Source organism: Pseudothermotoga sp. U03pept, assembly GCF_051235805.1.
Classification (GTDB): Bacteria; Thermotogota; Thermotogae; order Thermotogales; family DSM-5069; genus Pseudothermotoga_B.
Window position 1 is genome coordinate 205,990 of sequence record NZ_JBPNXV010000001.1, and the last position, 17,967, is coordinate 223,956.

The 17,967-nt window shown below is 43.6% G+C and carries 11 protein-coding genes, 2 tRNA genes and 1 CRISPR repeat array; of the genes, 3 read left to right on the top strand and 10 right to left on the bottom strand.

Annotated features, from left to right (window positions below):
• Nucleotides 1-114 precede the first annotated feature (114 nt).
• From ACSFC1_RS01050 to ACSFC1_RS01095, 10 genes are all read right to left on the bottom strand, one after another.
• Nucleotides 115-960 carry a creatininase family protein gene (locus tag ACSFC1_RS01050; RefSeq protein ID WP_435564284.1) on the bottom strand — a complete coding sequence of 282 codons (846 nt, stop codon included), beginning with the start codon at nucleotides 958-960 and terminating at the stop codon, nucleotides 115-117.
• On the bottom strand, nucleotides 957-2,144 hold the full coding sequence (locus tag ACSFC1_RS01055; RefSeq protein WP_435564285.1) for a phosphopentomutase: 1,188 nt from the start codon (nucleotides 2,142-2,144) through the stop codon (nucleotides 957-959). The genes ACSFC1_RS01050 and ACSFC1_RS01055 overlap by 4 nt, the downstream gene beginning before the upstream one ends.
• Entirely contained in the window at nucleotides 2,141-3,634 is a 1,494-nt protein-coding gene (gene lnt / locus ACSFC1_RS01060) for an apolipoprotein N-acyltransferase (protein ID WP_435564286.1), read from the bottom strand. Before lnt ends, ACSFC1_RS01055 begins: the two co-directional genes overlap by 4 nt.
• Nucleotides 3,635-4,795: a DegT/DnrJ/EryC1/StrS family aminotransferase gene (locus ACSFC1_RS01065; RefSeq protein WP_435564287.1), complete on the bottom strand. Its 1,161-nt coding sequence runs from the start codon at nucleotides 4,793-4,795 to the stop codon at nucleotides 3,635-3,637.
• Nucleotides 4,795-5,628, bottom strand: coding sequence for a Cof-type HAD-IIB family hydrolase (locus ACSFC1_RS01070; protein WP_435564288.1), 834 nt, complete (start codon nucleotides 5,626-5,628; stop codon nucleotides 4,795-4,797). Before ACSFC1_RS01070 ends, ACSFC1_RS01065 begins: the two co-directional genes overlap by 1 nt.
• A gap of 44 nt (nucleotides 5,629-5,672) precedes the next feature.
• A tRNA-Leu gene (locus ACSFC1_RS01075) sits at nucleotides 5,673-5,759 on the bottom strand.
• A 155-nt stretch (nucleotides 5,760-5,914) separates the two neighbouring features.
• Nucleotides 5,915-9,140: direct repeats of the CRISPR family, unit length 36 nt; unit sequence GTTGCCATCCCTTTCAGAGAGGACCTTCTTTCGGAC.
• Between the two features lie 899 nt (nucleotides 9,141-10,039).
• Nucleotides 10,040-10,870 (bottom strand): DegV family protein, encoded by an 831-nt coding sequence (locus ACSFC1_RS01080; RefSeq protein ID WP_435564289.1) that lies wholly within the window; start codon nucleotides 10,868-10,870, stop codon nucleotides 10,040-10,042.
• A 20-nt stretch (nucleotides 10,871-10,890) separates the two neighbouring features.
• The gene (locus ACSFC1_RS01085; protein ID WP_435564290.1) at nucleotides 10,891-12,378 is read right to left on the bottom strand and encodes a diguanylate cyclase domain-containing protein; all 1,488 of its coding nucleotides are present in this window, start codon (nucleotides 12,376-12,378) and stop codon (nucleotides 10,891-10,893) included.
• A 99-nt stretch (nucleotides 12,379-12,477) separates the two neighbouring features.
• Nucleotides 12,478-12,565 (bottom strand) — tRNA-Leu (locus ACSFC1_RS01090).
• A 140-nt stretch (nucleotides 12,566-12,705) separates the two neighbouring features.
• Nucleotides 12,706-13,614: an AEC family transporter gene (locus tag ACSFC1_RS01095; RefSeq protein ID WP_435564291.1), complete on the bottom strand. Its 909-nt coding sequence runs from the start codon at nucleotides 13,612-13,614 to the stop codon at nucleotides 12,706-12,708.
• Between the two features lie 150 nt (nucleotides 13,615-13,764).
• On the opposite strand from ACSFC1_RS01095, the gene ACSFC1_RS01100 reads away from it, so the two are divergent.
• The 3 genes from ACSFC1_RS01100 to ACSFC1_RS01110 are packed head-to-tail and all read left to right on the top strand — an operon-like array spanning nucleotide 13,765 to nucleotide 17,966.
• Entirely contained in the window at nucleotides 13,765-14,751 is a 987-nt protein-coding gene (locus ACSFC1_RS01100) for a DUF362 domain-containing protein (RefSeq protein ID WP_435564292.1), read from the top strand.
• Nucleotides 14,752-14,760: 9 nt separating this feature from the next.
• The gene (locus tag ACSFC1_RS01105) at nucleotides 14,761-15,966 is read left to right on the top strand and encodes an adenosylhomocysteinase (protein WP_435564293.1); all 1,206 of its coding nucleotides are present in this window, start codon (nucleotides 14,761-14,763) and stop codon (nucleotides 15,964-15,966) included.
• 14 nt (nucleotides 15,967-15,980) lie between these two features.
• Complete coding sequence (locus tag ACSFC1_RS01110) at nucleotides 15,981-17,966, top strand: alpha-amylase family glycosyl hydrolase (protein WP_435564294.1); 1,986 nt, start codon at nucleotides 15,981-15,983, stop codon at nucleotides 17,964-17,966.
• Nucleotide 17,967: the final 1 nt, after the last annotated feature.

Here is a 17,967-nt window from a genome sequence, read left to right on the forward strand (position 1 = left end):
CTCGGCGTCTGTCTCAATCTAAGAGTGGAAGCTCTAAAAGATAGACGATATTCTTTCACTGCAATATCATGAGATCTACTTGCTTGAAATCTGCTCAATCAAATTGTTAGATCTTCACAGGATTCTCAACAGCAGTCGGATGATTGCGTTGTAGAGTTTTGGTGGATTGTATTGTGAATTCAAAGCCTGCTGGAAAAGTTCTACAGACCTTTTCACATGAAAATCGATCATTTTCTTTCCACGCTGGGCATCGGCTTTTGAAGGATCTCCAAGATAATATGGGTTCTTTGGGTCTTTCACCCAATCGGCGGTGATTGCCAGTTCTTTTGATCCAAGAAATCTCAAAAAGTTCCCCAGACGGCTCTGGGTTGATGGAATATACCTTGGAAGATTGTAATTTTTCACCATTTCAGGATGTGTGTAAAGCATCAAGGAAGTTTCGTTTGTACCAGCGTGTAGGTCTGTAACATCGCCGTTCATACCGGCTGGTATGCCTATTTCTTCTGAATCTTGAAGCATTTCCTGAAATATGTGCAAGAAGGGAACTATCAATGTGAATTGGTATTTTTTCTTCAGGTGTACACTTGCGTCAGCCAAGGCAAGTTGGTGTCTCGGTCCACCGTGGTTGTCAAAGATCATCCAGTATCTAAAACCCATCGTTGCAAGGTTTTTTCCTATATCGATGATCAACTCTTTTAATGTTCTGTATTTCAAAGATATCGAGCCAAAGACTGGTTGTGCATCTGCACCAAGGCACAGATCTGGCAGACGAAGTATTTTGAACTGCTTTGATAGAATTTCACATGTTCTTTGAAGCACCTCGCGAGCAATGAAAACATCGGTTCCAACTGGAAGGTGAGTCCCGTGCGTCTCGATTGGTGATAAGACCGAGACAACAGCGGTCTTCTCGGGTTCGAACTTTGAAATATCCTGTGCCGAAAGAATGAGATATTCGCTCATTCTTTTGCCCCCTTGCTGCACAGAATCAATTGTTTGAAAGATTCCCCGTTTTTGAGTTTTTTAACACCAAAGATATCGGCTATCGTCTGACCGAAATCTGCAAAGCTCTCGCGAATACCTATGTTGACATTTGCACAGAGAGTTTCACCACACACCAAGATTGGCACCTTTTCCCTTGAGTGGTCTGTTGAAGGTGTGGTAGGATCACAGCCGTGATCGGCAGTGATGAACAAAAAGTCATCTTGTTCCATCGTTTGCCATATCTGAGGCAATCTCTTGTCAAAGTCTTCTAAAGCTTTTGCATACCCTTGTGGATCATTTCTATGCCCATATTTCATGTCGTAGTCAACTAAGTTCGCGTAGATCATGCAGGCGTGCTTTTTTTCTTTCATGACCTGTATTGTCTTATCAACTCCATCCATGTTGTCCTCAGTCTTGAAGCTCTCTGTTATTCCTCTACCAGCGTACAAATCGTATATCTTTCCCACCCCGTAGACTGGAATATTGCTCTGCGTGAGTATGTCAAGCAAAGTTTCATCTTCTGGTTCAAGCGAGTAATCGTGCCTCCTGGGTGTTCGAATGTAGTTGGGGTACTCACCGGTGAATGGTCTTGCTATCACCCTTCCAACTTTGTAACCCATCTCATCTAACAATTGTCTTGCTATCTCGCAGTATCTGTAGAGTTCTTGCACGGGAATGATTTCTTCTTTTGCCGCTATTTGAAAGACACTGTCTGCCGATGTGTAAACTATCAAAGCACCTGTCTTTTCATGCTCAAGCCCAAGTTCCTTAATTATCTCGGTACCAGATGCAGGTTTGTTACCTATCACCTTTCTGTTGGCTCTTTTCTCAAATTCCTTTATGAGATCTTTGGGAAATCCGTTTGGAAAAAGATCGAAAGGTTTTTTCAGGACAATTCCGGCAAGTTCCCAATGCCCTGTAGTGGAATCTTTGCCAGGGCTTTTCTCAAGCATGACTCCGTAAGCTCCAATGGCTTTCGTTTTTGGAACACCGAGTATTTCGTCTAAGTTCCCAAGCCCCATCTTAGCCAAGTTCGGTAAGTTCAACCCTCCAACGGCTTTGGCGGTGTTAACAAGCGTGTTGCTTCCTTCATCGTTGTATTCACTTGCATCTGGCATTTCACCTATGCCGACACTGTCAAGAACTATTGCGATCACTCTCACTGCCATATCCTCCTTCTTGTGCTGATCGTTTTCTCACCTGGGAAAAGCAAAATAAGGAGTATCAATCCCAAACAAAACCAAATTATGGTATCCCCAATCTTCGAATAAATCGTCGAATCTTTTCTTGGCATCAGTTCAAAGCTTGATTTCTCGAAGTTCCTCGGTTCTACTGTTTTCAAGATTCTTCCATAAGGATCTACCATGCCCGTTATGCCTGCATTCGAGATCTGTATCACCTGTCTTCTTGTTTCCACTGCCCTCATTACAGATTTTGCAAAGTGCTGTTTTAAAGCTGTGTCAAAGATGAACCATCCGTCGTTTGTGCACACCAGAAGTACTTGAGCACCGTTCTTGGTTAGCTCTCTTGAAGGTTCAGAAAAATAAGATTCAAAACATATCTGAACACCGAGTAGAGGATGGTCTCTTACACTGAGAGGTCTATATCCATCACCTGGTTCGAAGTATGACAAACCGCGAAGAAATGAGAATACACCGAAAACCTTTGGATAGGGCAAGGTCTCGACAAACGGGAAGAGTTTTACCTTTGAGTACTTATCAACAAAGCCATTCTCGTTGACGTGAAACACCGAGTTGTAAACCTTTGAATCAACAGACACAGCACCAAAGAGAATATCCAGATCGTTTTCTTTGCAGAGTTCTATCAGTTCTGACGCTATGGTACTTGTTCTGGGATCAAAAGAAAAGACATCTTCTGGAAGCACAACGACAGAATCTTTGGTTTCTCTCAAAAACGGCTCCAGTTGGCCAAGAAGGTTTAGAGGATCCTCTGTGTACTTAACCTTTTGAGGTGTGTTTGTCTGAAGTGCTACGATCGTTTTATCAGAGCTCTTCGCCATAGGTAGATAGAGAGAGATCAGGTAAGACAAAAAGATTATTAAAAGTACATTGAAAGAGATCTTTTCGATCGGTCTTGCGCTCTTTCTCAAGATGATGTACAGCCAGCAGTTGACAGCGACTATCAAAAAAGTCAGTCCGTATGGTCCAATCAAAGAAACAAGTTGCAGTACACCTGTATCTTTGTACAGGGCATCAGAGAGTGTTCCTCCGGTGAATCCCATCTCGCCGATGCCTCTGGCGAAGTCAAAGAGCGTGTACAAAGAAGCGGTGAAGAGTATTTCTTTGAATGGGTTTTTCTTTATTGCTTTTTCCATGAGTCCGTAAAGAAATCCAAAGGCTGCAAAAGGTATGGACTGCAAAAGAAGCATTAGCAAAAACACAAAGATGCCAAGCCAACCGGGGAATTTCCCAAAGACCTTAGGCAGGTTTTCTGTGAGTACAGGTACTACCCAGTAAAGGTTTATCGCAGAGAACAAATAAAAGTACAAAAAGCCGTGCAGTGCTCCAAAAAGTGGTCCTCTATTTTCGAGTGATTTGAAGAACGGTATAAGTGCAAACCAAACGATGAAACCTGCAAGAAAACCAGGCATTGAAAGAGCAGTTAAAACAGATGAAAGAATAAGTGAAATCACTCAGCCCACCCTCTCTACAGCTTCCTTCAGCGTTTCTACTACGATTTGCTGTTCTTGCAAAGTCATCGTTGTGTAAAAAGGTATGGCAAGTGTGCTTTTTGAGATCTTCTCGGTAACGGGTAAGATACCTTCTTTGTAACCAAAGAGTTGTGTGTAAAACGGTTGCAGATGAACAGGTGCGAAGTAATTTCTCGCTTGTACTTGATGCGAACACATGTATTCTATGACTTTATCACGATTGATCTTTTCATCGAGTTTTACAACGTAGACAAACCAGCCAACTTGTGTTGTGTAGTCTGCAATATATGGAGGTTTCACCCAGTCATACTGTGCCAAAAGCCGAGAATAACGTAATGCAACCTCGTTTCTCTTGTATAAGATTTCCTCAAGATGTGTCAATTGTGCATAACCGAGTGCAGCAGACAGTTCATCTATTCTGTAGTTATAACCAAGACGTAGATGACACAACCAAGCGTTGTCTTCGCCTCGTCCTTGATTTCTCATGCTCCTGCAAAGCTTTGCTATCTCTTCGTTGTTGGTAACGATTATTCCACCTTCTCCTGTGGTGATCTGCTTGTTTGGGTAAAAAGCGAAAGCACCAGCCTCTCCAAAACTGCCGCACGGCTTACCCTTGTAATGTGAGCCAAGAGCTTCACAGGAATCTTCTATGACTTTGAGCTTCCACCTATCTGCGATTGGTGTTATGGCATCGTAATCAACAGGCTGCCCGAAGACGTCGACCGGCATCAAGAATCGAACTCTCTCGATTCTCACACGCTGCCCGTTTATGTAAACCTTTCCTTTTTCTGTTCTTAGCAAGAGATCTTCAAGTGCAGCAGGATCGACGTTGAAGGTCCCTGGGTCTATATCCACAAAGATCGGTATTGCTTTTTCAAAGAGAGCCACATTCGCCGATGCAACGAAAGTAAAAGATGGCACGATCATGTAATCTCCTTGCTCAACTCCGAGTGCTTTCAAAATCAAGTGGAGAGCAGCAGTTCCACTGCTCACTGCCACAGCGAATCTTGCTTGAGCAAGTCTTGCTATCTCTCTCTCAAAAAGTTCGGTGTACTTCCCCATGCTCAGTCTGTCGCTGTTGAGAACTTCGAGAACTGCTTCAATCTCTGTTGGGGTTATATATGGTTTCGAGAGTTGTATCATCAAACCGCCCCCGTGATCTTTTCTATTGCAAGTGAAACACCCGAGTCGTTGTTTGAAGATGTCACGAATCTCGCAACATCTTTTACATCTTCTGGGGCATTTGCCATTGCCACAGGGAAACCAACTCTTTGCATTATTTTGAGATCGTTGTAGTTATCACCAATGTAGGCTACTTGCGATAATTCTAAATCAAAAAACTCAAGAAGAAAATCGAGAGCTATCTCCTTGCCAACATTTTTTCCAAAGATTTCCATGAAAGTTTCTCCATCGATGTTCTGATTCTTCACAGGTGTAAACTCGCTCGTGTGGTTTTGGAGATCTAATAAGAGCGCCTTGATCAACTCATCTTTGCCCACTACTGCCACTTCGGCTATTTCTTGAACTGCGTGCAGAAGAGATTCCAATCGTTCGATCTTTTTTATCCTGTGCTGATTGAAGCGAAAGTAATTTTCAAAGGCACCTTGGTAATTCTTTTCAACGATCATGTCCTGCTTGCTGAAAAAAGATTCATACACAACAGGGTACAGTCCATACTCTTTACACAACTCAACTGTCTGAGCGGCGATCTTTGAATCCAAGGTTATCATTCGAAAGATTTCGCTCGCCGATGGAGTGGCTATTAGGGCTCCATTTTGAAAAACCACAGGAATCTCTATACCAAGTTCTTGTAGATAAGGAAAGGCGGCATAGTAATTTCTTCCAGTGAAGATCGTGACGTAAATGCCGTGTCTTCTCGCAGTTTCAATGGCCTCTTTGTCTTTATGTGAAATCTTTTTTTCATCGTTCAATAGTGTCCCGTCTAAATCTATGCAGATCAACTTAACCAAGATCATCACCAACAAAAGTATAACAAAAAAGGGAGCTGAAAGCTCCCTTTTGGTGCCGAGGGCGGGACTTGAACCCGCACGGGCTTATACCCACATGGCCCTCAACCATGCGTGTCTGCCAATTCCACCACCTCGGCAGGCAAGAAAGATTTTACCACCTTTGATCGAATCTTGTCAATCATTCTTTTTGCCTAAAGTGATTATGCACTTTTTCACAGATTCTTATCACTCTCAGATAGGGCTTTCTTTCAAACCTCCTTGGAGCATAAAAGAGATTGAGATGTTTCAAATTGTTGTCATCCCTTTCAGAGAGGACCTTCTTTCGGACATGGTGATTTTCTTATCATCAGAGAAGATTACGAACTTAAGTTGCCATCCCTTTCAGAGAGGACCTTCTTTCGGACCGCTCAACAACCGAGTCACAGCAACGGTCACAATATGCAAAGTTGCCATCCCTTTCAGAGAGGACCTTCTTTCGGACCTTGAACGGCAATTTTCAAAGCATAGTCGGACACCCAGACGTTGCCATCCCTTTCAGAGAGGACCTTCTTTCGGACATACGAAACGACGTCGTTGCACCAGACAGTAACAATCCGTTGCCATCCCTTTCAGAGAGGACCTTCTTTCGGACTGAGTCAAGGGGGGGAAGTGATAGTAAAGGATCCCCCCAGCGGGTTGCCATCCCTTTCAGAGAGGACCTTCTTTCGGACCATTTGCCAGAGTAGTGAACCAGATACTGCAGGGATTAGAAGTTGCCATCCCTTTCAGAGAGGGCCTTCTTTCGGACTTGAATTTGAACAGGGCAACAGCTTCGGTGAGAGGTTATGTTGCCATCCCTTTCAGAGAGGACCTTCTTTCGGACAATGAAAAAAGATGACGTTATGGACAGGGTTGAAAAACTCGTTGCCATCCCTTTCAGAGAGGACCTTCTTTCGGACTGTTAATGTAGTGCATGGTAGCACAAAATCAGGGAAGGAGGTTGCCATCCCTTTCAGAGAGGACCTTCTTTCGGACCAAGAGTGTACCTCTTGGGTGCTTGGAGGGCGGCGAGTTGCCATCCCTTTCAGAGAGGACCTTCTTTCGGACTTAAAGATCCCCGCCCTCGAGTGGCGGCCGTCAGGGGTTGCCATCCCTTTCAGAGAGGACCTTCTTTCGGACTTTTGATCTTACCGCCCTCCCGTCGTGGCGGTAAGTTGTGTTGCCATCCCTTTCAGAGAGGACCTTCTTTCGGACTTAAAGACCCACCACCTGAGCGGCGGCCGTCAGGGAAGGGGGTTGCCATCCCTTTCAGAGAGGACCTTCTTTCGGACAAGCAGGTGGTGAGGTAATCGTTAAAGACCCACCACCTGAGTTGCCATCCCTTTCAGAGAGGACCTTCTTTCGGACGCCAGGCCCATGGAATTTTAGTTGTAATTAAAGGGTCCTGGTTGCCATCCCTTTCAGAGAGGACCTTCTTTCGGACCTATGCCAGTTAGAGATTTAGACCAAAGAGAAAGATTAGTGTTGCCATCCCTTTCAGAGAGGACCTTCTTTCGGACGTGAAATACGAAATCGTTCATGATGGCCGCCGCCCACTTGGTTGCCATCCCTTTCAGAGAGGACCTTCTTTCGGACGTTAACGAACTACCAAGAGTGAACTTAGTTAGAGGTAGTATGTTGCCATCCCTTTCAGAGAGGACCTTCTTTCGGACGAGGTGAAACGGCCCAAGGTGAGGTCATAATCAAAGACCCGTTGCCATCCCTTTCAGAGAGGACCTTCTTTCGGACAAAGTGGTGTAAATTATAAGAAAAAAATATCCAGTCACCGTTGCCATCCCTTTCAGAGAGGACCTTCTTTCGGACCCCTCGTGATTAAAATCGAGGGCCAGTTTGTCCAGCTCCCCCGTTGCCATCCCTTTCAGAGAGGACCTTCTTTCGGACTGCCTGAGGGAGCGACAACGCTCCCAGATGGTGCCAAAAGTTGCCATCCCTTTCAGAGAGGACCTTCTTTCGGACACAGTTTGGAGAACATTGGCAAGCAGACAAAGAGAAGGTTGCCATCCCTTTCAGAGAGGACCTTCTTTCGGACTATCTATTGTGGGACATCAAGATACAGCAAACGTTGTAGCGTTGCCATCCCTTTCAGAGAGGACCTTCTTTCGGACAGGATTTTAAATCCAGCTTTTTGAATTATCTGGTTGAAATGGTTGCCATCCCTTTCAGAGAGGACCTTCTTTCGGACAAGCTCCCAAGAGCGCCCCTCTTGGGAGCTTGAGTGCGGGGGTTGCCATCCCTTTCAGAGAGGACCTTCTTTCGGACGAAATTATAGCTTCAGATTGAGAGTCCTTAGGGCAATCAAGTTGCCATCCCTTTCAGAGAGGACCTTCTTTCGGACCGAAGGGGGGGAGGTTATAATTAAAGATCCTCCCTCCCCCTGTTGCCATCCCTTTCAGAGAGGACCTTCTTTCGGACCGGCAGACCCAGTTGACGCTTCAAAACAGTTGTTCCTTTTGTTGCCATCCCTTTCAGAGAGGACCTTCTTTCGGACATAAAAGGGGAGTTGAACGGAGGGGGTGAGGTCCTGATAAGTTGCCATCCCTTTCAGAGAGGACCTTCTTTCGGACAAGCAACAGACATAGCAGAAGCTACAAAAACAGTCAAAGAGTTGCCATCCCTTTCAGAGAGGACCTTCTTTCGGACAAAAGAACATAACCAGACACGAATTAATTCTCGCGATCTTGTTGCCATCCCTTTCAGAGAGGACCTTCTTTCGGACTGCCTGAGGGAGCGACAACGCTCCCAGAGGGTGCCAAAATGTTGCCATCCCTTTCAGAGAGGACCTTCTTTCGGACTTACCAAGAGTATTTGCTACGAGCTCAGGAACGATACGTAGTTGCCATCCCTTTCAGAGAGGACCTTCTTTCGGACTCTGGTTCGGAGTTTACCCACTTGTTGATAACACTTATTTGTTGCCATCCCTTTCAGAGAGGACCTTCTTTCGGACAACTCTACAGAAGTAAGTAATCGTGACCCCAGACGCCCCGGGTTGCCATCCCTTTCAGAGAGGACCTTCTTTCGGACATACAGCAACAATAGTTTCAAACCTGTTGGGAATTCCAATGTTGCCATCCCTTTCAGAGAGGACCTTCTTTCGGACCAGTCACAGCAAACATCATAGCACAATTCAAAGCAGACTTGTTGCCATCCCTTTCAGAGAGGACCTTCTTTCGGACAAATTAGAAAAGGGGGAGGAGCTAAGTTCCACCTCCCCCCCGTTGCCATCCCTTTCAGAGAGGACCTTCTTTCGGACAATTCATAATTAAGAGCGGGCATGAAGACAAATCAACCCAAGTTGCCATCCCTTTCAGAGAGGACCTTCTTTCGGACTCATGTATAATGCACGGATGAAAAAAATGATTACATATAGGTTGCCATCCCTTTCAGAGAGGACCTTCTTTCGGACGAAATAAATGTTATTATAAAGATAGTGGAAGTGTAGGTGAGTTGCCATCCCTTTCAGAGAGGACCTTCTTTCGGACCCTTACATTTTGAATATATGATAGATATGATGCCAAATATGTATAATATTCTGTGTCTAGTGTTAACAAAGTGAGTGCGAGGCTAACATGGGGGCAATTTGGTTAATTTTATTCAGTATTGATGCGTATTCAGGATCTGTTGACGGAAACCCGCACAAATACGCAACTGATACTTTTTGAGGGAGATATGGAACTTTTTGGACTACAATATTAATATGTCAATGACCTGTGAGTAAAGTTATTACAATCCTCGTTGTTTCGTTGAGTTGGCAGAGTGTGCTATTATTGTGTATTCATGCATGTTTCAGTTTATAATATCTTCATGAAAGCATTTTACGACTTTTGGAGTTATGAGCCTGCAATGGGTAATATTAGTTGTCATGGCTGCATTTATTAGTCCTTACAGTACTTTTATTCAAAATGCATTTTGGATCTTTTTTCCAGTTCGCGTGTATGAGCGCAGGGCTATATGTGTTTGATTAACTCATAGTGTTACTGAAATGTAATATAGTACCCTTGTTGCTCATATTCATAGATATTCTACAACACTTTTGGCAGATCTTGAAATCGGGGTGTTGTTTTTAGCTTTTGTTTTGTCGTAATTTAGAGGGAATTTTCGTTTGAACTTCTCGGAATGCTTTGAAGGAGATAAAGATTTTTCTGCATATTGCGGTTAGTCCAGCTTTACTGTTTTCAACATCTTCAGAACTACGGAGATTTGGCTTTGTCTTGACGTGATATAAGATCACCAAGAGATGGCTTGTTTTGTTCTATGTCAACCATCATAGTCTGGATTTGAAGAAATATTGTTGGCTTGGTTTGCTATCACGCAACTCACAAAGTGAGGCTGAACAGATCTTCGTTTTTGTGTTTCTGTCCTCGGTCGAGGATAAGCTGACTTAAATCTTGCCCGCTACCAATCCAAAGACCTCTGGACCAACGTGAGCACTCACACCAGGACCAATTCTCGAAATTCCGAATATCTTCTGACTTGGAAAATGTGATAAAAGTTCGTCTAAGTACTGTTTCATGTGCTGTGCTCCATATCCTCCTATGATGATGTAGTCTTCAAAATGCAGAAACTCCTTCGTTTTCTTGACCATCTCTTCGATGAGCTGTTTGATCGATCTTGCTGAACCGAGGCTCAACACTTCTCCCTCATTACTTGTTGAGAGGATTGGTTTTATCCGCAGAATCTTTCCAAGAAGCGCCTTTGCCTTACCTATTCTTCCGCCTCTGTGAAGATAATCAAGGGTTGTCACTGTGAAAACCAAAAGAGAATCTTGAACATACTGTTGCCCCGTTTGTTCTGTAATTTCCCTTTGTGCTTTCAAATCCTCTATTAATCTGTAAACTACGTAAAAGCTCTTGACACTGCCGCTCTTTGAGTCGATCAAAGTTGCGTTCTTGATATTCATCTGCTCGAGGGTCATTCGAACCATGTTCCAGGTGCCGCTCAATTTGCTCGAGATGGTAACTATATACAGATGGTCGTATTCTTTCGAAAGCTTCACCAACAACTGGGCAGTCTCCGAAGGATTGGGCAGAGCCGTTCCAACCTTCTTACCAGACAGTGCCTGTGAATAAAATTGTTCGTCTGTAATCTCGATTTTGTCTTTGAATTCACTGGCTTCAACATAAACCTTCAGTGGCAGAATGTAGTGGGGCAGCTCAAATTGATATTCAGCAGGTATATCTATACTGCTGTCGAAGACTATTGCAACTTTCATAAAACCACTCTCCTTAAAATTCAAAAACCAGTCTGATTAGTACCTATGGACTTAGCTTTGTAAAGAGCTTTGTCTGCTTGCTCGATCAGGTTTCTAAGTTTCTTACCATCTTCAGGAAAGCTGGCTATTCCTGCACAAAAACTTATGCTGACTTGACCTCCGTTGGTTTGCAAAGGTGTTTTGAACTCTTTTCTGAGACGATCAACCAGATTTTTGGCTGTTTCCTTTCCACTTCTTGGAGCAATAATGAGAAACTCATCACCACCGAATCTGACGAAAAAGGTGTCTTTTCTCAACGAGTTTTTGATTGTTTCTGCAAAATGTATTAGAACTTGATCTCCAACCAAATGTCCATAAGTATCGTTCACCTGTTTGAACCCATCTATATCAAGCATTATAACAGAAAATTCTTGTCCCAAGTCTGGAAAACTGTCCATGAGCTGTTCAAGAACATTTCTGTTGGCAACACCCGTCAACGGATCTTGATTAGCTTTGTCTTGCCAGAAAAGGATCTGCAATTTTTGTTCTGTTATGTCGCTCAATATTTTTATAAAACCTTCATGGTTTTTGTCTTTGTCAAAAATTGGAATGCAATTCACTCTGTACCACTTTGTGCCCGAAGGGGTTTTCAGGGTGATTTCAAAAGATTGCTGTGAATTGTCTGCGCAAGTGCGGCATGTAGACGGTTCATGATCGTAGTTCTGTATTTCAGAGAAGGCTCTGTTGTATTCCAAAAGTTTTTTTGTTTGATCAAAGAGTGCCACAGGTTGAGGCATTGTTTCAATCAGCGTCTTGAGACGATCTCTTTCGGTGGAGATTTCCTTTAAAATTCTTGATATCTCGCGGTTGGCTTTCTTGTACTGAGCCAAGAAGTTGAAATAGATAACAGCAAGCAGAGTAAGAAACAAATAGACGGCAATTTTGAAACTGTTCTCTATTGATTTGACTTGATTCATAAGGGTGGTTCTGTAAAAACCGGTTCCGACGATCCATCCCCATGGTTCGAAGACTTTTATTGCACTGATCTTTCTTTCTGTTCGCTCTCGATCATACCTGTAGAAGTCGTACTCAACATAAGGTTTGTTTTCCTTCGCTGCTTGCAGAATCTTTTCGATTGCATCTTTGTACAAGCTATCTTCTATCTCAAGATAGTGATGATTTACGTAGTCTTTCAAATATGGATGTACAAGAAGTATTCCTTCTTTGTTCAAAACCCAGAAATAATCAAGTTTTTCCAAACCATAGAGGAAAGTACCAAGGTGCTCTTTCGTCATCCTCTGTGCTGTTGATTCGTCAAAGAAGCCTTTGTTGTAACTTTCATAGTGCTGGCTGATCAAAGTGTAAGCAATGTCAAGCATGTCGGTTGCTTGTCTGATCAGACTGTTCTTGATCAAGTTCTCTATCCTTGGGAAAATGGTTGTCAAGACGAATATTCCCAGAACAGCTATGCTCAAACCGATTAAAAGTATGTACACAAAGGATCTCACTGAGTGCTTGTTATGAATCATTATGACCCTCCAAGGTGAAAGATACTCTTGAAGAGATTTTACCAGATTTTAAGAGGTGTTGAACATTTGGGGGTGTACAAAGGTTGTAAGGAAGGAAATTGGTGCCGAGGGCGGGAGTTGAACCCGCACGAGGTCATCCCTCAACTGATTTTGAGTCAGTCGCGTCTGCCTGTTCCGCCACCTCGGCAACCGTGAAAGATTTTACCACAGAACTCTTCTGATGACAAGAGGTTTTAAGTACTAACATTCATACGAATAACCTATTCAACCAACTCAGTAAAAGCACGATATTTTTCACGCAGATTTTCAAAGATGGTTGCTCCAGCTTTAGAGAACCAAGATCAACAAAATAGGAAGACTCACCAATGAAAGAGCAGTAGAGAGCACAACCCCCTGTGAGGCGAGTTTGTAATCTCTGCCAAAGATTCTCGCGAAGATTGCCGTGTTCACACCAGAAGGCATTCCACTCATGATGATCGGTATTGCTTTCACGATGATGGGCAGATCGACTTTGAAGAGTATCAAAGCCATCAATGCAGGACCTATGACCAATTTCGCAATTGCTGCGATGTAAAGATCGATTTTGCTGAGAAAATCGGAAAATTTCGCATCTGCCAAGAAAGCTCCAACTATGAACATTGCCAAGGGAACAGTCATACTTCCAACTGTTTCGAGTGTGCTTTTGATAACCGCTGGAAGATCCCAAGAAAAGAAAAAGATCATCACACCGAAAGAAGTTGCCAACAGCCCAGGGTTCAAGATGAGTCTGGTGAAGTTGATCTTCTCCTTGGACATCAACTTCACACCGAGTGTCCACGTCAGTATCTGAAACCAGATGTTGAAAAATGCTGTGTAAAAGACACCGATATCACCAAACGCTATGTTAGCAATAGGGTATCCAAGATAACCTACATTTCCAAAGATGACCATGTAGAGATAAACACCTCTATCGCTGTCGTTTATACCTCTGAATTTCACAAAGGCAAAGGCAATAATCGAGAGTATTAGATACATCAAAGCACCGAAGAAGAAAACTACAAGACCGTTGGATGCAAGTTCCTTTGAGAAGTCTCTATCCATCGAAGCAAGGACCATAGCCGGAAGAGTTACATAGATTATCAAATCGGTTGCACCTTTTGTAAAACCATCGTTCATGACATTCAGCTTTCTCAGAAAATATCCAAAACCGATCAAAAGAAAAATCATCAAGACCTGATTTACAACAACTTGTGTCAAAAGATCACCTCTAATACAATCATATATCTCTGCTGGAGTGTGCCAACGAATATTAACCGAATTCAAGTAGAATATTCAAAGAAAGGAGGAAGCCATCTGAAAGTTCATCTCGCAAAGTGTGAATCTTACGATCGAGTGGAAGAAACTCTTTTGCCACTACTCGAGAAATACTCGAAACTTTTTCAGAAGGGTGACATTGTTTTGATAAAACCGAATTTGCTTTCAGCGAGAAAGCCAGACCAAGGTGTGACAACTCATCCTGCTGTTGTAGAAACTGTTTTGAAGTTTTTGATCTCACTCGGCACAAAGCCGTTCGTCGGCGATAGCCCCGCCGCAGGTGTTTTTCAGAGGGTTATCTCAGAGTCAGGCATTGCAGATGTGTGTAGGAAATTGGGAATACCAACGGTTGAACTGGATGATCCAATCGTAGTCGATGGGCAAGTGTACAAGAAGATAAAGATCAGTTCAAAGGTCTTTGAAGCAGACAAAGTAGTCAATCTTGCCAAACTCAAAACACATTCACAGATGATACTCACTCTTGGAGTGAAGAACACCTTTGGTTGTATACCCGGCTTGGAAAAGTCAGGTTGGCACATAAGGTGTGGTACAAACGAAAATTTTGCCTCTTTGCTCGTGGATGTTCATCTTCTTGTTAAACCAGTTCTCACAATTTTAGATGGCGTACTGGGTATGGAGGGCAATGGTCCTGCAAATGGAAAGTTGAAGAACTTTGGTGTGCTTGCAGTCTGTGAAAACGCATTTGCTCTTGATCACGCCATATGTGAGAGGCTTAGTGTTCAACCGCAGGTAGTCTTCACTGTCAAAGAGAGTTTGAGGAGAAATCTTGTTCCCGTTTACGAGATCGATGGTAATTGGCATTCGACAATAGAGCTTCCTGTCACCGCTCAAACACTGCCTGTGGCCAAGCCGCTCAAGAGATTAGCGAGGAGTATTGTAAGAGTACCAAGAATTGCCAAGAGAAGGTGCGTTCAGTGTAGAATATGTGAAGAGAGATGTCCTGCACAAGCTATTGAGGTTTCAGAATACAGGATTGATTACGATAAATGTATTAGGTGTTATGTGTGTCATGAGGTTTGTCCACAAAACGCGATAGACCTAATCAGAAGATTTCTGTGAGGTGATGTTGTGAACAGCGGTCAAAGGAAGATCGATTGGGCTGGCAGGTACATGCCCTTGTTGAACTCAATTGAAAGTGAGTACATGCTGAAAAAGCCACTAATGGGTGTAAAGGTAGGTATGTCAATTCATCTCGAGGCGAAGACAGCTTATCTTGCTTTATTGCTGAGCAAACTTGGTGCGGAGGTCTTCGTAACGGGTAGCAATCCACTCAGTACCCAAGACGATGTCGCTCAGGCACTGAAAGAAAATGGTTTGAATGTTTTTGCGAAGAGAACCACAGATGAGAGTGAATACATGAAGGGTATCTATGCAGTACTCGAATCAAAGCCAAATCTCATATTAGATGATGGAGCAGATCTCACAGTAACGGCACATCTTGAGATGCCTGAGGTTCTCAGTAGTGTCAAGGGTGTAACAGAGGAAACGACAACAGGTTTGAGAAGACTCAGAGCATTGCACCAGCAGGGAAAGTTGAGAGTACCAGTCATAGCGGTGAACGATGCGTACACCAAGCATCTGTTTGACAACCGATATGGTACCGGGCAATCGACATGGGACAGCATCATGAGGAATACAAATCTGTTGATCGCGGGTAAAACCGTTGTAGTCGCCGGGTATGGTTGGTGTGGCAAAGGTGTGGCAATGAGGGCAAAAGGCCTTGGAGCAAGGGTTATCGTTACTGAAACAGATCCAATTAAGGCACTGGAAGCACTCATGGATGGCTTTGAAGTCATGAGAATGAAAGACGCCGCAGAAATAGGAGACTTCTTCGTTACCGTTACTGGAAACACCACGGTGATATCCGTGGAAGAGTTCTTGTCGATGAAGGATGGTGCAGTTCTTGCAAATGCGGGCCACTTCAACGTGGAGATCGATGTCAAAGCACTCGAACATATAAGCGCTGAAAAATTCGAAGCCCGTCCAAATGTAGTTGGTTATGTTATGCAAAACAAGAAAACCATCTTTTTGTTGGCTGAAGGCAGGCTTGTAAACCTTGCTGCGGCTGACGGACATCCCATAGAGATCATGGATCTTTCCTTTGCCGTTCAAGCTCTGTCTTTGATCTATCTGTCATCTTCTAATCTGCCTGCAGGGGTTTTCTCTGTACCAAGAGAGATAGACGAAAGGGTCGCGAGGATGAAACTCGATTCGATGAATGTCAAGATAGATGAACTTTCCTTGGAACAGAAAAGGTATCTTGAAAGCATCTGAGAGGGGGATGGTGGGTGATCGACAAGATCTCGATAAAACCAAGGAAAAAGCCAGATTATTGTATTCCAAGAAACTGGTTTTTCGAGGAGTACGATGGTGAGGCAAGATTTGAAGGGAACAGAGTTTTCGTCGAACCGTCTTCTTATTTCAAATCGATCATCAATTGGATTTTGAGGAAAAAGAAGAATGGCATTGACTACAATCAGTCACTCAGCTTGAAAAACGGCACTGAAGATCGAAATTGGATAAGAACGGCTGTGATTTACTCTTCACTCGTTCGAAGTACAGTTGCTTACAATCACAAAGGTTTTGGACGGTTCGAGCCCGATGACATCCTTGGATATCGTGAATCTGGTACCTTTCTCAAGATGATCGCTCTATTGCCACATCTTGTGAAGATGGGTGTGAATGTTCTGTACCTCCTTCCCTTGACAGAGAGCAGTCAGGTTTTCAAGAAAGGCGAGATAGGTTCTCCGTATTCTGTAAAAGATTTTCTCAAGATAGATCCCATCTACCACGATCCATTACTCGATGGTTGGAATGTGGAAGATGAATTCACGGCTCTTGTCGAATCATGTCACATATTGGGAATAAGGGTGATCCTCGATTTCATACCAAGAACTGCCGCAAGAGATTGCAATCTGATTCTTGAACACCCAGATTGGTTCTACTGGATCAAAGTGGACGAACTCGCCAGTTACGCTCCCCCAAAGATCCCTGGACTCGGGTTTTGCCAGCCTGATTTTGAAAACATGAAGAAGATCTACGATCAAGACCAGGTGAAAGAACACTTGAAGAGATTCACCTTTGACCCAAAGACAATCGATGCAGAGAAATGGGAAAGATTGAAAAAAGATTTGACCGAGGAGGATTTCATCTACAACATTGCAAGAGAGTTTGGTATTGTGACGGCGCCTGGTTTCTCAGACTGGATAAACGATACACAACCTACTTGGGATGATGTAACCTTTTTGAGGTTGTACCATGATCATCCAGTTACAAGCGAGGGGAAGGTTTCTAAAGATCAGCCACCGTATGTCTTGTTTGATGTGATAAAGTCAAGCCGTTTTCCCGGCAGAAAACCTAACACAGAACTGTGGAACTACATCGCTTCTGTCATTCCACATTTCCAAAAGAAGTTCGGTCTGGACGGAATAAGACTTGATATGGGACATGCTTTGCCTGATGATCTGGAACAGATGATCATCAAAAACGCGAGGGATTACGATCCATCCTTTGTTTTTATTGCCGAAGAGCTTGAGATGCACAGGGCGAAAGAGGCAAAGGAAGCGGGATACGATGTGGTGATTGGAAATAGCTGGTGGATGCTTCCAAGGGTCCCTGAGAAGACCTATGAGTTTGCACAGGTTACAGCCGCTAAGGTAGAATTGCCTTACATCGCTTGTGCAGAGACACCAGATACTCCAAGAATTGCTCAAAGGCTGAATGGCAGACTCAAGTGTCTCATACCATTCCTCTGTGCTTTTCTACCCAACGGGGTTCTGATGATAAACTCGGGTCAAGAGATCGAAGAAACCCAGCCGATGAATCTTGGCCTTGACAACGATGCATGCGGCAGGTTTACTCTCAGTTGTGAAGATGAATTTCAAGGTAAACTTGCCTTCTTCGATCACTATGTGATGCACTGGAAGGACTCAGAAGTTTTTGAGTTTCTTTCAGAACTTTCGAAGGTTAGAGAGCACTTTCTGTCTTTGATTGTGAATGGAGAATACAAACCGGTTTATCTGACATGGCAGGATGGTAAGACAGCGAATGCCTCCTATTGGTCAGATCAAGAGGCGATCATAATGGTCTGCAATCTCGATGAATTTGGACGTGAGGTTGGAATAGAAATCGAAAATACTTTCGGAAAGCCTTTAACAGTTGAAGCTGTGAAAGTGTGGGACAGATCAGGTTGGCGTGAGTTGGAACCTTCAAAGACCATTGTCTGCAAGATAGAAGGTTTCGGTTTTGCACTGTACAAGATAGATTTCAAATAGG